This window comes from Agrilactobacillus fermenti (genome assembly GCF_021030645.1).
Classification (GTDB): Bacteria; Bacillota; Bacilli; order Lactobacillales; family Lactobacillaceae; genus Agrilactobacillus; species Agrilactobacillus fermenti.
Map to the genome: position 1 here is coordinate 1 of NZ_JACGCJ010000003.1, position 13,376 is coordinate 13,376.

A 13,376-nucleotide genomic window follows, 5' to 3' on the forward strand; every position below is an offset into this window, starting at 1 on the left:
GTTTTGTCGCTTATAGAATAACATTGAGAGGCACTTCGTGCCTACATAAAAACAAAAAATTCCTTGAGATTTGATCTTAAGGAATTTTTTGTTTGAGGCTGTATAAAAAGACTTATGTCCCAGCCTCTTTTTTATTTGCACTAATTTATGTCGGAACGCCTTTAACTATTGGCAATAACCGTTGCCCCCAAAACATCTTTAAAATGTGTAAGTGCCCATTGATGACCCGCCGCATTGAAACTGGCGACGCCAGCCTCGGGAATGGTGATATCATAACTTAAATCATAAGCACCAACTGCCGTGTGCAAAATACAAATATCGGTAACAACGCCAACAAGTTCAATTTCTGAAATATGGCGCGCACGCAACAGTAAATCTAGATTTGTACCTGCAAAAGCATTATAGTGCGTTTTATCAAGAAAAATAACGTGATCATCCGCTTGATGGTCTGAGAACCAAATACCAGTTTTGCCAAAAAGTTCGCGCCCCCAAGTATTGCGAACATTATGCGGTGGGAATAGTTTACTCTCTGGATGATAGGGATCATTAGGAACGTGCACATCTGTTGGCAAAAAAATAAAGTTATTTTGATCTAAGTAAGTTTGAGCGCGTTGTGAGATAAAATCATCCAAGGCTTGCGCTGGTTTACCAGTCGTCAAACTACCCTGGTCGGCAACGAAATCATTGGTGTAATCGATGATGATCAGTGCTTTAGGTGTGGTCATTTAATCAGCTCCTTTGTTAATGGATTAAATTTAAGCGATATACCCCTGTCTTGTCAACTCAAAATATTACGGTCATCAAAAAAAACTTGCGTTATCCGTGGGATTCGAGTAGAATATTAAAAGTGCTGATTTTAAGGATCAGTGTGCTCTTTTATTAAAGAGTAATTAGTTAAGACGTGGAAGGTTGCGACACACCCGGATGCATTGCCATGGGTGTGTGGGGAATTTTCACCGAGCTAGTCTACTAAAGATAATAGACGAAGGAGGTAACAAGATGGCAAAGCAAAAAATTCGTATTCGTTTAAAGGCATATGAGCATCGTATTTTAGACCAATCTGCTGATAAGATTGTTCAAACTGCTCAAAGAACTGGTGCAGGTATTTCTGGGCCAATTCCATTGCCAACAGAAAGAACTTTGTATACGGTCATTCGTGCACCACATAAATACAAAGATTCACGTGAACAATTTGAAATGCGGACACATAAACGCTTGATCGACATCATCAACCCAACGCCAAAAACAGTTGACGCTTTGATGAAACTCGATTTACCAAGCGGTGTTGACATTGAAATCAAACTTTAATTAATAAACTATATCATTATATGGAGGTGTACTCATGACCAGAAAAGGAATCTTAGGCAAAAAGGTAGGTATGACGCAAGTCTTCACTGACAATGGCGAATTGATCCCAGTTACAGTAATTGAAGCTGAACCAAATGTAGTACTTCAAGTTAAAACTGTTGAAACAGACGGTTACGAAGCTGTACAACTTGGATTTGACGACAAACGTGAGATCTTGTCCAACAAACCTGCGAAAGGTCATGTAGCAAAAGCAAACACGGCCCCTAAGCGCTTCATTAGAGAAATCAGAAATGTCGAGCTGGGGGATTATCAAGTAGGAGACGAAGTTAAGGTTGATACCTTTGCAGCGGGCGACGTTGTTGACGTAACTGGTGTCTCTAAAGGTCATGGTTACCAAGGTAACATTAAGAAAAATAACCAATCTCGGGGTCCTGAAACCCACGGCTCTCGTTATCATCGTGTTGCTGGTTCAATGGGTTCTATCATTAACCGTGTGTTCAAAGGTAAACCTTTGCCAGGACGGATGGGTAACAACACTGTTACAATGCAAAATCTTGAAATCGTTCGTGTAGATACTGACAAAAATGCAATTTTGATTAAAGGTAATGTGCCTGGTTCAAAACATTCATTTGTAACGATCAGATCTGCCGTGAAAACAGTTAAATAATTAAACGAAGGGAGGCTAAATAATGACAAGCGTAAAATTATTCAAACAAGATGGTTCTGAAAACGGAACAGTTGATTTGAAAGATGAAATTTTCGGCATTGAACCAAACGATAACGTTGTCTATGATGCAATCATCATGCAACGTGCTGGTAAACGTCAGGGGACACACTCAACGAAGAACAGATCTGCTGTTCGTGGTGGTGGTCGTAAACCATGGCGCCAAAAGGGTACAGGTCGTGCACGACAAGGCTCTATCCGTTCACCACAATGGCGTGGCGGTGGTATTGTCTTTGGCCCAGCTCCAAGAAAGTACGGCTACAAGCTACCTAAAAAAGTTCGTCGCTTAGCAATTAAGTCGGTACTTTCTCAGAAAGTGTTAGATGGTGATTTGGTTGTCGTTGATGAATTGTCATTACAAAAGCCAAAAACAAAAGAATTTACACAAGCTTTAGCAAACTTAAAACTTGATGGGAAATTATTGCTAGCACTTGAAGCTGGCAACGATACAGTTGCATTGTCTGCACGCAACATTGAGGGCGTTTCAGTACTTGCTGCTGATCAAGTCAATGTTTTAGATGTCGCAAACAGTGACAAATTAGTTCTAACTAAGAAAGCATTACAACAAATTGAGGAGGTACTTGCATAATGACAGCTAGAGATATCATTAAACGTCCAATCGTTACCGAAGCTAGTATGAATGCTATGGACGATCGCAAATATACCTTCGACGTTGATGTGGATGCTAATAAAGTGGCCGTTCGTAAGGCCGTTGAAGAAATTTTCAACGTTAAAGTTGAAAAAGTTAACATCATGAATGTTCACCCTAAAAAGAAACGCGTGGGCCGCTATGAAGGCTTGACAAATAAGCGTCGCAAGGCCGTTGTTACTTTAACTGAAGATTCAGAACCAATCAAGATTTTTGAAGATTAATTATTTAGGAGGGACGTCACGTGGGAATTATTAAATATAAACCAACCACAAACGGCCGTCGTAATATGACCGCTTCAGATTTTGCAGAAATCACGAAAACAAAACCTGAAAAGACGCTTTTAGAGTCACAAAGTCATACGGCTGGTCGTAACGCGCACGGACATATTACTGTTCGTCATCGTGGTGGTGGTCATAAACAAAAGTACCGTATTATTGATTTCAAACGTACAAAAGATGGCGTTAACGCACTTGTTAAAGCTATTGAATATGATCCAAACCGTTCAGCTAATATTGCATTACTGCACTATGCAGATGGTGTCAAGTCTTATATCTTAGCACCAAAGAACTTAAAAGTTGGCGATGTTGTTGAATCTGGTGTTGAAGCAGATATTAAACCAGGTAATGCATTACCATTGGCTAATATCCCTGTTGGTACATTAGTTCATAACATCGAATTGAAACCAGGTAAGGGTGGACAATTAGTTCGTTCTGCCGGCACCTCAGCTCAAGTTCTAGGTCGCGAAGATAAATATACTTTAGTTCGTTTATCATCTGGTGAAGTTCGGATGGTTCTATCAGCAGCCCGTGCAACTGTCGGTGAAGTTGGTAATGAACAACATGAATTAATCAGTATTGGTAAAGCTGGACGTAAACGTTGGATGGGTTTCCGGCCAACAGTTCGTGGTTCAGTTATGAACCCTAACGATCACCCACATGGTGGTGGTGAAGGTAAAGCACCAATCGGTCGTCCATCACCTATGTCACCATGGGGTAAGAAGACGCTCGGTAAGAAGACACGTAATAGTAAATCTAAATCCGAGAAATTTATCGTACGTCATCGTACTAAATAATCTGGTTCGTAATTATTAAAAGGAGGTTTCATAATGGGTCGCAGCCTGAAAAAAGGACCTTTCGCAGATGAGCATCTTCTAAAGAAGATTGAAGCTCAAGCCGATCAAGAAAAGAAACAAGTCATTCGTACTTGGTCTCGTCGTTCTACTATTTTCCCTAGTTTTATTGGTTATACCATTGCTGTTTATGACGGGAGAAAACACGTTCCGGTTTATATTCAAGAGGATATGGTAGGTCATAAACTCGGTGAATTTGTACCAACTCGTACGTTCCGTGGTCACGGTACTGATGATAAAAAGACAAAGGTAGCCCGTTAGGAAAGGAGAAATATAAATGGCAGATCAAGCTCAAGTAACATCAGCAACAGCTACAGCTAAAACTGTCCGCATTGCTCCTCGTAAGGTTCGCCTTGTCGTTGATACAATTCGTGGAAGAAGTGTCGCTGAAGCCTTGGCTATTTTGCAGTTTACACCTCGTGGTGCCTCACCCGTTGTTGCTAAAGTGTTAAAATCAGCAATTGCTAACGCTGAACATAACTATGATTTAGATGCTGAAAACCTGTTTGTCAGTGAAGCTTTCGTCAATGAAGGCCCAACACTGAAACGTTTCCGCCCACGGGCAAAAGGTTCTGCATCTCCAATCAATAAACGCACAAGTCATATTACTGTTGTCGTATCCGAAAAAGAAGATTAAGGAGGGAATAACTTGGGACAAAAGATTAATCCAATTGGTTTCCGCGTCGGCGTCATTAAAGATTGGGATGCCAAATGGTACGCTGAAAAGGATTTCGCAACTTTTCTTCATGAAGATTTAAGAATCCGTAAATATATCAATAAACGATTAGTTGATGCTTCTGTTTCTGAAGTTGAAATCGAACGTGCCGCTAACCGCGTTAATATTTCAATTCACACTGCTAAACCAGGAATGGTTATTGGTAAAGGTGGTTCTGAAGTTGAAAATCTTCGGAAAGAATTGAATAACTTGACGGGACGTAAAGTTCACATTAATATCATTGAAATCAAAAAACCTGACCTTGACGCTAAGCTTGTTGGCGAAGGTGTTGCACGTCAATTGGAAGCTCGTGTTGCTTTCCGTCGTGCGCAACGTCAAGCTATCCAACGTACAATGCGTGCTGGTGCTAAGGGCATTAAGATTCAGATCTCTGGTCGTTTAAATGGTGCAGATATTGCCCGTAAAGAATGGCATACAGAAGGTACAGTACCATTGCACACTTTAAGAGCTGATATCGATTATTCTTGGCAAGAAGCTACAACAACTTATGGTCAGTTAGGTGTTAAGACCTGGATCTATCGGGGTGAAGTACTACCTGATAAACCAGCAACAAACAAAACGGAAGGAGGAAAATAATAATGCTCGTACCAAAACGTGTCAAACATCGTCGTGAGTTCCGTGGTAAAATGCGCGGCGCTGCTAAAGGCGGTAAAGAAGTAAACTTCGGTGAATACGGCTTACAAGCGTTAGAATCTCATTGGATTTCTAACCGTCAAATCGAAGCTGCACGTATTGCCATGACTCGATACACAAAACGTGGTGGTAAGATTTGGATTAGAATTTTCCCTCATAAATCATACACTGCAAAAGGTGTAGGTGTACGTATGGGTTCCGGTAAAGGTGCACCCGCAGGGTGGGTTGCACCAGTAAAACGCGAAAAGATTCTTTTCGAAATTGCTGGTGTGCCTGAAGAAACTGCTCGTGAAGCATTACGCTTGGCTTCTAACAAGTTGCCGATTCGGACTAAGTTTGTTAAGCGTGAGGAAGTAGGTGGCGAATCAGATGAAGGCTAAAGATATTAAAGAATTAACCACTGACGAAATGCTTGCCAAAGAAAAAGAATATAAAGAAGAATTATTCAACTTACATTTTCAACAAGCGACAGGTCAATTAGAAAATACAGCACGTCTTAAACAAGTTCGCAAGAATATTGCGCGGATCAAAACTGTTTTAAGACAACAAGAACTCAACAAGTAAACAACGAAAGGAGCGACACAATTTGAGCGAATCAGAAAACACTCGTAATGAACGTAAAGTATATCAAGGTCGTGTAGTTTCAGACAAGACTGATAAGACAATCACTGTTGTTGTTGAAACTTACAAGGCACATCCTGTATACAAGAAACGTGTCCGTTATTCTAAGAAGTATTATGCACATGATGAAAATAATGAAGCAAAAGTTGGCGATATTGTCCGCATCATGGAAACTCGTCCGCTGTCTAAACTCAAACGCTTCCGTTTACTGGAAATTGTTGAGAAATCTGTTACTTTATAATCTAATTGAAGGGAGGCTGCACAATTGATTCAACAAGAAAGCCGATTAAAAGTTGCCGATAATTCTGGCGCTCGTGAAATCCTTACAATCAAAGTACTTGGTGGTTCAAACCGCAAAACTGCGAACATTGGTGATGTAATCGTTGCAACTGTTAAACAAGCAACACCAGGTGGCGTTGTCAAAAAGGGTGACGTTGTGAAAGCTGTTATCGTCCGTACACGCTCAGGTGCACGCCGGACAGATGGTTCATACATCCGTTTTGATGAAAATGCAGCAGTTATTATTAATCCAGATAAGAGCCCACGTGGTACTCGTATTTTTGGCCCTGTTGCTCGTGAACTTCGTGAAAATGACTTCATGAAGATTGTGTCATTAGCTCCAGAAGTACTTTAATAGTAGACCTTGAAAGGATTTGGAGGTGTCGAAATAGATGTTTGTAAAAACCGGCGATAAAGTCCGTGTAATTAGCGGTAAAGATAAAGGTAAAGAAGGCACTGTCACTAAGGTTTTACCAAAGAAAGATCGCGTTGTAGTTGAAGGTGTCAATATGATCAAAAAACACCAAAAACCAACAAATGAAAATCCTTCAGGTGGCATTGTTGACGTTGAAGCTGCGATTCATGTTTCAAACGTACAATTATTAGATCCTAAAGATAACAAACCTTCAAGAATCGGTCACAAGATCGTTGATGGTAAAAAAGTTCGCTATGCAAAACGCTCTGGTGAACAGATCGATAACTAATTCTGAAAGGAGGAAAATAAACGAATGGAAAACCGTTTGAAAGTAAAATATACAAAAGAAATTACACCAGCATTGATGGAAAAGTTTAACTATACATCTGTGATGCAAACACCTAAGATTGAAAAAATCGTTTTAAACATGGGTGTTGGTGATGCAGTATCTAATTCAAAGAACCTTGATAAAGCCGTTGACGAATTAACTTTAATTTCTGGTCAAAAACCATTAATCACCAAAGCTAAAAAATCTATTGCCGGCTTCCGTCTCCGTGAAGGTATGGCTATTGGTGCTAAAGTCACATTACGTGGCGAACGCATGTGGGATTTCTTAGATAAATTGATCAATGTATCTTTACCAGGTGTACGTGATTTTCATGGTATTAGTCCAAAATCATTTGATGGCCGTGGTAACTATACATTAGGTATCAAAGAACAGTTAATTTTCCCAGAAATTGATTATGATCAAGTTGATCGTGTTCGTGGGTTGGACGTCGTCATTGTGACAACAGCGAATACAGACGAAGAAGGCTTGGAACTTCTGAAACAAGTTGGCATGCCTTTCGCTAAATAAGGAGGTTTAACATTGGCAAAGAAATCTCTCATTGCAAAGAATAAGAGACCTGCTAAATATTCAACTCAAGAATATACACGTTGTGAACGTTGCGGTCGTCCTCATTCTGTTTATCGTAAATTTAAATTATGCCGTATTTGCTTACGTGAATTAGCTCATGAAGGCCAAATCCCTGGCATGAAAAAAGCAAGTTGGTAAAATAAATTAAATTAAAGGAGGAAACGCAACATGTCTTTAACTGATCCGATTGCTGATTACTTAACACGCATTCGTAATGCGAACATGGTCAGACATGATTCTTTAGATGTTCCTGCTTCTAAAGTAAAAACTGCAATCACAGAAATTTTAAAACGTGAAGGTTTTATTCGTGATTTTGAAGTCATTGACGATGACAAGCAAGGCATCATCCGTATTTTCTTAAAATATGGCAAAGATAATCAACGTGTGATTACTGGTTTGAAACGTATTTCACGTCCAGGTTTAAGAAATTATGTTAAAGCTGATGATGTTCCTAAAGTATTAAATGGTTTAGGAATTGCTGTTATTTCAACATCTAACGGTATTATCACTGATAAAGAAGCCCGTCAAAAGAACGTCGGCGGCGAAGTACTTGCATACATTTGGTAATCAAGGAGGTGCAGATTAAGTGAGTCGTATTGGTTATAAAGTAATTAATATTCCTGAAGGTGTTACGGTAACTAAAGATGGTGAGAATTACACAGTTAAAGGGCCAAAAGGTCAATTAACACGTCATTTTGATCCAGCTATTACAATCACTCAAGAAGGACAAGAAATCAAACTGGACCGTCCAGATGATTCTTATAAAGCTTTACACGGTACTATGCGTGCCAATTTGAATAATATGGTTTTAGGCGTAACAGAAGGTTACACTAAGAAATTAACACTTGTTGGTGTCGGCTACCGTGCCCAATTACAAGGCAAAAAACTCGTACTTAATGTTGGCTACTCTCATCCAGTAGAAATGGAAGCACCAGAAGGTGTTGCAATCGAAGTACCTTCCAATACTGAGATTAATTTGAGTGGTATCAGCAAACAAGTCATTGGAGAATTTGCTGCAAAGATCCGCGGTGTGCGTCCACCAGAACCTTATAAAGGTAAAGGTATTCGTTATGTTGACGAATATGTACGCCGTAAAGAAGGTAAAACTGGTAAATAACGCAGCTTAGCGCTGACTATACTTATAGAGGTGAAAATATTTGATTACGAAACCAGATAAAAACAAGACACGTCAAAAGCGTCATATGCGTGTTCGTAACAAGATTTCTGGTACTGCTGAGCGCCCACGCTTGAACGTATTCCGTTCTAACAAACACATCTACGCGCAATTAATTGATGACGTAGCGGGTGTGACGCTAGTCAGTGCCTCCACATTAGACAAAGAATTAACTGCTAGTGGTAACAAAACTGAACAAGCACAAGCCGTTGGTGAATTAATCGCTAAACGTGCTGAAGCAAAAGGCTTAAAAGCTGTCGTATTTGATCGTGGTGGGTACTTGTATCATGGTCGTGTAAAAGCTTTAGCTGATGCTGCTAGAGAAAATGGATTAGAATTCTAACAAGGAGGTAACTGGTAAATGGCATCATTCATTGATCCAACACATTTAGATTTAGAAGATCGCGTTGTTTCTATCAACCGGGTTACCAAAGTTGTTAAAGGTGGTCGTCGCTTGCGTTTCGCTGCAATCGTTATTGTTGGCGATAAGAACGGTCACGTTGGCTTTGGTACTGGTAAAGCTCAAGAAGTTCCAGAAGCAATTCGTAAAGCTGCAGATGCTGCTAAGAAGAGTTTAGTTGAAGTACCAATGGTTGGTACAACAATTCCTCATGAAGTTATTGGCCGTTTTGGTGCTGGTCGGATTATGTTAAAACCTGCTGAAGCTGGTTCTGGTGTTGCCGCTGGTGGTGCAGTTCGTGCCATCATGGAATTAGGCGGTGTTGCTGATGTTACAAGTAAATCACTTGGCCGCAACACACCAATTAATGTTATTCGTGCAACGATGGAAGCTTTGAAATCATTGAAGACAGCATCCGAAGTTGCAGCACTTCGTGGCATTTCTGTCGAAAGTTTAGAAGGCTAGGAGGCTCATAACAGATGGCTCAATTAAAGATTACATTGAGACGCAGTGCCGCTCACCGTATCCCAGCGCAACGTAAAATTGTTAAGGAATTAGGCCTTGGCCGTGTGAGCAGCAGTGTTGTAAAACCTGATAATGCCGCAACAAGAGGCGCTGTTTTAAAGATCGCACATCTTGTTAGCGTTGAAGCAATCGAAGACTAATAAATACAAGGAGGTGCACTCAATGAAACTACACGAATTAAAAGCAAGCGAAGGTTCACGTCATAACCGTAAGCGTGTTGGTCGTGGTACTTCATCTGGTACTGGTAAAACTGCTGGCCGTGGTCAAAAAGGTTTATTGGCACGTTCCGGTGGTAAAACACGTCTTGGTTTTGAAGGTGGTCAAATGCCTTTATACAGACGTATGCCAAAACGTGGGTTCAACAATATTAACCATAAGGAATATGCAGTAGTTAATTTGCATGACTTAAATCGCTTTGATGAAGGTACTGAAGTTACACCAGCTGTTTTAAAAGAATCTGGCGTAGTTAAAAATACTAAATCAGGTGTTAAGTTACTTGCTAAGGGTGAATTGAATACCAAATTGAACATTAAAGTAAATCAATTCTCTCAAGCTGCCAAAGAAGCAGTTGAAGCTGCTGGCGGCACTATTGAGGTGATTTAATTGTTCAAAACATTGAGAGATGCTTTCAAAGTAAAAGAAATTCGTAATCGAATTCTTTTTACTCTGGGCATTTTAATCATTTATCGTCTAGGTTCCCAAGTGACGGTGCCCGGCGTAAATGCGAAGGCTTTGAACTCGATTGGACAAACCGGCCTGATCTCATTGTTAGATACAGTTAGTGGTGGCGGTTTGACGAACTATTCCATCTTCTCAATGGGTGTCTCACCATATATCACCGCTCAGATCGTCATTCAATTGTTGCAAATGGATATTGTCCCTAAGTTTGTCGAATGGAGTAAACAAGGGGAGGTTGGTCGACGAAAGTTGAACCAAGCTACTCGGTACTTAACAATCGTACTTGCTTTCGTACAATCAATTGGGATCACGGCTGGCTTTAATGCACTAAGTGGCATTGGGCTAGTTAAAAATCCAGGGCCAAAAACATTTGTCATTATCGGTATCATTTTGACTGGTGGTACAATGTTACTAACTTGGATGGGCGAACAAATTACAGATCGAGGTTTAGGTAATGGTATTACCATGATTATTTTTGCCGGTATTATCGCGCGATTACCAAGCGGCTCCTATCAGTTGTTCCGTGATCAAGTCGTTAATGCAGGTAAGGGTAATCAATGGAAAGGCTATATATTCCTTGTGGTCTTAGTAATTTTAGTTTTGGCTATTACACAATTTGTAACTTATGTACAACAGGCTAATCGTAAGATTCCGATTAGATATACACGTCGTGTCGTTGGTGGCGGTAGTGAAAGCTTTCTACCACTAAAAATCAACGTTGCAGGTGTTATCCCAGTTATCTTTGCTAGTTCGTTTATCGTGACCCCATCCACTATTTTGATGGCGTTTCAAAATAACCACAGTGAAGATCACTGGTTCCAAGTTTTGCAAAATGTTTTTAGCATGCAGACGACAACTGGTGCAATCATCTATACGGTTCTCATTGTATTATTTACGTTCTTCTATGCGTTTGTACAAGTTAACCCTGAGAAGGTTGCTGAAAACTTGCAAAAGCAAGGCAGTTATATTCCAAGTGTTTGGCCTGGTAAAGAGACCGAGAAATATATTTCTTCAATGTTGATGAAGTTGTCAACAGTAGGTTCTATTTTCCTTGGGGTTATTGCGTTGTTACCACAGTTAGCATCGAATATTTGGGGATTGCCTCAATCAATCGGTCTAGGTGGGACAAGTCTCTTAATTGTCGTTCAGGCAGCTATTGAAATGAACCGGCAATTGAGTGGTTTATTGATGAAACGTGAATACGTAGGGTTTATTAGGAGCTAAGGAGATTTATATGAATTTAATTTTAATGGGTCTACCTGGTGCCGGCAAAGGTACACAAGCTGAAAGAATTGTAGATACTTATGAAATTCCGCATATTTCAACAGGTGATATGTTTCGCGATGCAATCGCTAATCAAACTGAAGTTGGTATGAAAGCTAAATCGTTTATGGACCAAGGCAACTTGGTTCCTGATGAAATTACCAATGCAATCGTTAAGGAACGATTGAGTCAAGAGGATACAAAGGTTGGTTATATGCTTGATGGTTTTCCAAGAAACATTGACCAAGCTAACGCATTAGAAACGATTACTGAAGAATTACACAAGCCACTGGATGCTGTCATCAATATTGATGTTGATCCTAAGATCTTAGTTGATCGGCTTTCAGGCAGATTTATTTGCAAGACTTGTGGGGCAACTTATCATAAGATCTACAATCCTCCAAAAGTTGAAGGTACTTGTGATCGCTGCGGTGGACATGAATTCTATCAACGGGAAGACGACAAGCCTGAAACCGTTAAGAATAGATTAGATGTTAACATTAAGATGAATACACCGTTGATCGACTTTTATAAATCACGTGACTTACTTTATACCATCAATGGCCAACAAGATATCTCGGATGTGTTTAAAGATATTTCTAAAGTATTGGCAAACCTTACCAAGTAGCGTGCCAGCAGGCATACCAGTTGCATTTGATTTGTAATATGGTATACTTACTCGGTATGACACGACGGTGAGTGCAAAGGCTCTCGCCATTTTTATGCGTTCAGTTTTAAGGAGGATTCCACTTGGCTAAAGATGATGTAATCGAAGTCGAAGGTAAAGTGATCGACACTTTACCAAACGCAATGTTTAAAGTCGAATTAGAAAATGGTGCAACGATTCTTGCGCATGTTTCTGGTAAAATCAGAATGCACTATATTCGTATTTTACCTGGAGATCGTGTAACTGTTGAACTGTCACCTTATGATTTGACAAAAGGTCGAATCACATATCGTTTCAAGTAATTAAGCTTCAATTTATTTAAGGAGGATGCAGCATGAAAGTAAGACCATCTGTAAAACCAATGTGTGAACATTGTAAAGTGATCAAAAGAAAAGGCCGCGTTATGGTTATTTGCTCTGCTAATCCAAAGCACAAACAACGCCAAGGCTAATCATCAATAAATAGGAGGTGGCAATATGGCTCGTATTGCAGGTATTGATTTACCAAAAGATAAACGTATTGTGATCGCGTTAACTTACATTTACGGTATCGGAAACACAACGGCACAAAAGATTTTAGCTAGTGCTGGTGTGTCTGAAGATGTTCGTACAAGTGATTTAACACCAGATCAAGAAGATAAAATCCGTGCAGAAGTTGATAATTATCGTGTCGAAGGCGACTTGCGCCGTGCAGTTAATTTAGACATTAAACGGCTTCAAGAAATTGGATCTTACCGTGGCATGCGTCATCGTCGTGGCTTACCAGTTCGTGGTCAAAACACGAAGAATAATGCCCGGACACGTAAAGGCCCTAAGGTTTCTATCGCCGGTAAGAAGAAATAAGCATAAAGGAGGGAAATTCCGTTAATGGCAACAAGAAAATCATCTCGTAAGCGTCGTGTACGCAAGAATATTGAATCTGGCGTAGCACACATCCATTCTACATTTAATAATACCTTAGTAATGATTACTGACCCTCAAGGAAACGCTGTTGCATGGTCTTCTGCAGGTGCGCTTGGATTTAAGGGTAGCCGTAAATCAACACCATTTGCTGCACAAATGGCTGCTGAAGCTGCTGCTAAAGAATCTATGGAGCATGGCATGAAGTCAGTTGAAGTTGCAGTTAAAGGTCCTGGTTCAGGTCGTGAAGCAGCAATTCGTTCTCTTCAAGCTACTGGTTTAGAAGTTACGGCTATTCGTGACGTTACACCAGTACCCCATAATGGTTCTCGTCCACCAAAACGTCGTCGTGTTTAG

The 13,376-nt window shown here is 40.2% G+C and carries 28 protein-coding genes; 27 read left to right on the forward strand and 1 reads right to left on the reverse strand.

Annotated features, from left to right (window positions below):
- Positions 1 to 161: 161 nt before the first annotated feature.
- Entirely contained in the window at positions 162 to 725 is a 564-nt protein-coding gene (locus FHQ08_RS01180) for a cysteine hydrolase family protein (RefSeq protein WP_230912556.1), read from the reverse strand.
- A 274-nt stretch (positions 726 to 999) separates the two neighbouring features.
- Here FHQ08_RS01180 and rpsJ point away from each other — a divergent pair, with 274 nt between their 5' ends.
- The 27 genes from rpsJ to rpsK all read left to right on the forward strand — a co-directional run bounded on the left by rpsJ (position 1,000) and on the right by rpsK (position 13,376).
- Positions 1,000 to 1,308, forward strand: a complete 309-nt coding sequence (gene rpsJ, locus FHQ08_RS01185; protein WP_230912557.1) for a 30S ribosomal protein S10 — start codon at positions 1,000 to 1,002, stop codon at positions 1,306 to 1,308.
- A 34-nt stretch (positions 1,309 to 1,342) separates the two neighbouring features.
- A complete protein-coding gene (rplC, locus tag FHQ08_RS01190) occupies positions 1,343 to 1,975 on the forward strand; it encodes a 50S ribosomal protein L3 (RefSeq protein ID WP_230912558.1) in 633 nt (210 codons plus the stop codon).
- 22 nt (positions 1,976 to 1,997) lie between these two features.
- Positions 1,998 to 2,621 carry a 50S ribosomal protein L4 gene (rplD, locus tag FHQ08_RS01195; protein WP_230912559.1) on the forward strand — a complete coding sequence of 208 codons (624 nt, stop codon included), beginning with the start codon at positions 1,998 to 2,000 and terminating at the stop codon, positions 2,619 to 2,621.
- Complete coding sequence (gene rplW / locus FHQ08_RS01200; protein WP_230912560.1) at positions 2,621 to 2,905, forward strand: 50S ribosomal protein L23; 285 nt, start codon at positions 2,621 to 2,623, stop codon at positions 2,903 to 2,905. The genes rplD and rplW overlap by 1 nt, the downstream gene beginning before the upstream one ends.
- Positions 2,906 to 2,925: 20 nt before the next feature.
- Positions 2,926 to 3,756 (forward strand): 50S ribosomal protein L2, encoded by an 831-nt coding sequence (rplB, locus tag FHQ08_RS01205; protein ID WP_230912561.1) that lies wholly within the window; start codon positions 2,926 to 2,928, stop codon positions 3,754 to 3,756.
- Positions 3,757 to 3,789: 33 nt separating this feature from the next.
- Entirely contained in the window at positions 3,790 to 4,074 is a 285-nt protein-coding gene (gene rpsS / locus FHQ08_RS01210) for a 30S ribosomal protein S19 (RefSeq protein WP_230912562.1), read from the forward strand.
- Positions 4,075 to 4,090: 16 nt separating this feature from the next.
- A complete protein-coding gene (rplV, locus tag FHQ08_RS01215) occupies positions 4,091 to 4,450 on the forward strand; it encodes a 50S ribosomal protein L22 (protein WP_230912563.1) in 360 nt (119 codons plus the stop codon).
- A 12-nt stretch (positions 4,451 to 4,462) separates the two neighbouring features.
- Positions 4,463 to 5,125, forward strand: a complete 663-nt coding sequence (gene rpsC / locus FHQ08_RS01220) for a 30S ribosomal protein S3 (protein WP_230912564.1) — start codon at positions 4,463 to 4,465, stop codon at positions 5,123 to 5,125.
- Between the two features lie 2 nt (positions 5,126 to 5,127).
- Positions 5,128 to 5,562: a 50S ribosomal protein L16 gene (gene rplP, locus FHQ08_RS01225; RefSeq protein WP_230912565.1), complete on the forward strand. Its 435-nt coding sequence runs from the start codon at positions 5,128 to 5,130 to the stop codon at positions 5,560 to 5,562.
- On the forward strand, positions 5,552 to 5,746 hold the full coding sequence (gene rpmC, locus FHQ08_RS01230) for a 50S ribosomal protein L29 (protein WP_230912566.1): 195 nt from the start codon (positions 5,552 to 5,554) through the stop codon (positions 5,744 to 5,746). The genes rplP and rpmC overlap by 11 nt, the downstream gene beginning before the upstream one ends.
- Before the next feature lie 22 nt (positions 5,747 to 5,768).
- On the forward strand, positions 5,769 to 6,044 hold the full coding sequence (rpsQ, locus tag FHQ08_RS01235) for a 30S ribosomal protein S17 (protein WP_230912567.1): 276 nt from the start codon (positions 5,769 to 5,771) through the stop codon (positions 6,042 to 6,044).
- Between the two features lie 24 nt (positions 6,045 to 6,068).
- On the forward strand, positions 6,069 to 6,437 hold the full coding sequence (gene rplN, locus FHQ08_RS01240) for a 50S ribosomal protein L14 (RefSeq protein WP_230912568.1): 369 nt from the start codon (positions 6,069 to 6,071) through the stop codon (positions 6,435 to 6,437).
- Between the two features lie 37 nt (positions 6,438 to 6,474).
- Positions 6,475 to 6,786, forward strand: coding sequence for a 50S ribosomal protein L24 (gene rplX / locus FHQ08_RS01245; protein ID WP_230912569.1), 312 nt, complete (start codon positions 6,475 to 6,477; stop codon positions 6,784 to 6,786).
- A 24-nt stretch (positions 6,787 to 6,810) separates the two neighbouring features.
- Positions 6,811 to 7,353 carry a 50S ribosomal protein L5 gene (gene rplE / locus FHQ08_RS01250; RefSeq protein WP_230912570.1) on the forward strand — a complete coding sequence of 181 codons (543 nt, stop codon included), beginning with the start codon at positions 6,811 to 6,813 and terminating at the stop codon, positions 7,351 to 7,353.
- Between the two features lie 12 nt (positions 7,354 to 7,365).
- Positions 7,366 to 7,551: a type Z 30S ribosomal protein S14 gene (locus FHQ08_RS01255; RefSeq protein WP_230912571.1), complete on the forward strand. Its 186-nt coding sequence runs from the start codon at positions 7,366 to 7,368 to the stop codon at positions 7,549 to 7,551.
- A gap of 30 nt (positions 7,552 to 7,581) precedes the next feature.
- Positions 7,582 to 7,980: a 30S ribosomal protein S8 gene (rpsH, locus tag FHQ08_RS01260; RefSeq protein ID WP_230912572.1), complete on the forward strand. Its 399-nt coding sequence runs from the start codon at positions 7,582 to 7,584 to the stop codon at positions 7,978 to 7,980.
- A gap of 19 nt (positions 7,981 to 7,999) precedes the next feature.
- Positions 8,000 to 8,530, forward strand: coding sequence for a 50S ribosomal protein L6 (rplF, locus tag FHQ08_RS01265; RefSeq protein WP_230912573.1), 531 nt, complete (start codon positions 8,000 to 8,002; stop codon positions 8,528 to 8,530).
- Positions 8,531 to 8,570: 40 nt separating this feature from the next.
- The gene (rplR, locus tag FHQ08_RS01270) at positions 8,571 to 8,930 is read left to right on the forward strand and encodes a 50S ribosomal protein L18 (protein WP_230912574.1); all 360 of its coding nucleotides are present in this window, start codon (positions 8,571 to 8,573) and stop codon (positions 8,928 to 8,930) included.
- An 18-nt stretch (positions 8,931 to 8,948) separates the two neighbouring features.
- Positions 8,949 to 9,452, forward strand: coding sequence for a 30S ribosomal protein S5 (rpsE, locus tag FHQ08_RS01275; RefSeq protein ID WP_230912575.1), 504 nt, complete (start codon positions 8,949 to 8,951; stop codon positions 9,450 to 9,452).
- A 14-nt stretch (positions 9,453 to 9,466) separates the two neighbouring features.
- Positions 9,467 to 9,652, forward strand: coding sequence for a 50S ribosomal protein L30 (gene rpmD, locus FHQ08_RS01280; protein ID WP_230912576.1), 186 nt, complete (start codon positions 9,467 to 9,469; stop codon positions 9,650 to 9,652).
- Positions 9,653 to 9,674: 22 nt separating this feature from the next.
- Positions 9,675 to 10,115 (forward strand): 50S ribosomal protein L15, encoded by a 441-nt coding sequence (gene rplO, locus FHQ08_RS01285; protein WP_230912577.1) that lies wholly within the window; start codon positions 9,675 to 9,677, stop codon positions 10,113 to 10,115.
- Positions 10,116 to 11,414 carry a preprotein translocase subunit SecY gene (gene secY / locus FHQ08_RS01290; protein WP_230912578.1) on the forward strand — a complete coding sequence of 433 codons (1,299 nt, stop codon included), beginning with the start codon at positions 10,116 to 10,118 and terminating at the stop codon, positions 11,412 to 11,414.
- A 10-nt stretch (positions 11,415 to 11,424) separates the two neighbouring features.
- Positions 11,425 to 12,081, forward strand: a complete 657-nt coding sequence (locus FHQ08_RS01295; protein WP_230912579.1) for an adenylate kinase — start codon at positions 11,425 to 11,427, stop codon at positions 12,079 to 12,081.
- Between the two features lie 122 nt (positions 12,082 to 12,203).
- Positions 12,204 to 12,422: a translation initiation factor IF-1 gene (infA, locus tag FHQ08_RS01300; protein ID WP_035452983.1), complete on the forward strand. Its 219-nt coding sequence runs from the start codon at positions 12,204 to 12,206 to the stop codon at positions 12,420 to 12,422.
- A 32-nt stretch (positions 12,423 to 12,454) separates the two neighbouring features.
- A complete protein-coding gene (gene rpmJ / locus FHQ08_RS01305) occupies positions 12,455 to 12,571 on the forward strand; it encodes a 50S ribosomal protein L36 (RefSeq protein ID WP_057823560.1) in 117 nt (38 codons plus the stop codon).
- Between the two features lie 25 nt (positions 12,572 to 12,596).
- Positions 12,597 to 12,962 carry a 30S ribosomal protein S13 gene (rpsM, locus tag FHQ08_RS01310; RefSeq protein WP_230912580.1) on the forward strand — a complete coding sequence of 122 codons (366 nt, stop codon included), beginning with the start codon at positions 12,597 to 12,599 and terminating at the stop codon, positions 12,960 to 12,962.
- A gap of 24 nt (positions 12,963 to 12,986) precedes the next feature.
- The gene (gene rpsK / locus FHQ08_RS01315) at positions 12,987 to 13,376 is read left to right on the forward strand and encodes a 30S ribosomal protein S11 (RefSeq protein ID WP_230912581.1); all 390 of its coding nucleotides are present in this window, start codon (positions 12,987 to 12,989) and stop codon (positions 13,374 to 13,376) included.

What these genes read in the sequence shown, in the direction of transcription:
- rpsE (WP_230912575.1), top strand. Translation starts at nt 8,949, where the DNA reads ATGGCATCATTCATTGATCCAACACATTTAGATTTAGAAGATCGCGTT.
- rpsM (WP_230912580.1), top strand. Translation starts at nt 12,597, where the DNA reads ATGGCTCGTATTGCAGGTATTGATTTACCAAAAGATAAACGTATTGTG.
- rplP (WP_230912565.1), top strand. Translation starts at nt 5,128, where the DNA reads ATGCTCGTACCAAAACGTGTCAAACATCGTCGTGAGTTCCGTGGTAAA.
- FHQ08_RS01180 (WP_230912556.1), bottom strand. Translation starts at nt 725, where the DNA reads ATGACCACACCTAAAGCACTGATCATCATCGATTACACCAATGATTTC.
- rpsJ (WP_230912557.1), top strand. Translation starts at nt 1,000, where the DNA reads ATGGCAAAGCAAAAAATTCGTATTCGTTTAAAGGCATATGAGCATCGT.
- rpmJ (WP_057823560.1), top strand. Translation starts at nt 12,455, where the DNA reads ATGAAAGTAAGACCATCTGTAAAACCAATGTGTGAACATTGTAAAGTG.
- rpsK (WP_230912581.1), top strand. Translation starts at nt 12,987, where the DNA reads ATGGCAACAAGAAAATCATCTCGTAAGCGTCGTGTACGCAAGAATATT.
- rplX (WP_230912569.1), top strand. Translation starts at nt 6,475, where the DNA reads ATGTTTGTAAAAACCGGCGATAAAGTCCGTGTAATTAGCGGTAAAGAT.
- rpmC (WP_230912566.1), top strand. Translation starts at nt 5,552, where the DNA reads ATGAAGGCTAAAGATATTAAAGAATTAACCACTGACGAAATGCTTGCC.
- rpsH (WP_230912572.1), top strand. Translation starts at nt 7,582, where the DNA reads ATGTCTTTAACTGATCCGATTGCTGATTACTTAACACGCATTCGTAAT.
- rpmD (WP_230912576.1), top strand. Translation starts at nt 9,467, where the DNA reads ATGGCTCAATTAAAGATTACATTGAGACGCAGTGCCGCTCACCGTATC.
- rplO (WP_230912577.1), top strand. Translation starts at nt 9,675, where the DNA reads ATGAAACTACACGAATTAAAAGCAAGCGAAGGTTCACGTCATAACCGT.
- rplW (WP_230912560.1), top strand. Translation starts at nt 2,621, where the DNA reads ATGACAGCTAGAGATATCATTAAACGTCCAATCGTTACCGAAGCTAGT.
- rplD (WP_230912559.1), top strand. Translation starts at nt 1,998, where the DNA reads ATGACAAGCGTAAAATTATTCAAACAAGATGGTTCTGAAAACGGAACA.
- rpsS (WP_230912562.1), top strand. Translation starts at nt 3,790, where the DNA reads ATGGGTCGCAGCCTGAAAAAAGGACCTTTCGCAGATGAGCATCTTCTA.
- FHQ08_RS01295 (WP_230912579.1), top strand. Translation starts at nt 11,425, where the DNA reads ATGAATTTAATTTTAATGGGTCTACCTGGTGCCGGCAAAGGTACACAA.
- rplE (WP_230912570.1), top strand. Translation starts at nt 6,811, where the DNA reads ATGGAAAACCGTTTGAAAGTAAAATATACAAAAGAAATTACACCAGCA.
- rplV (WP_230912563.1), top strand. Translation starts at nt 4,091, where the DNA reads ATGGCAGATCAAGCTCAAGTAACATCAGCAACAGCTACAGCTAAAACT.
- rplC (WP_230912558.1), top strand. Translation starts at nt 1,343, where the DNA reads ATGACCAGAAAAGGAATCTTAGGCAAAAAGGTAGGTATGACGCAAGTC.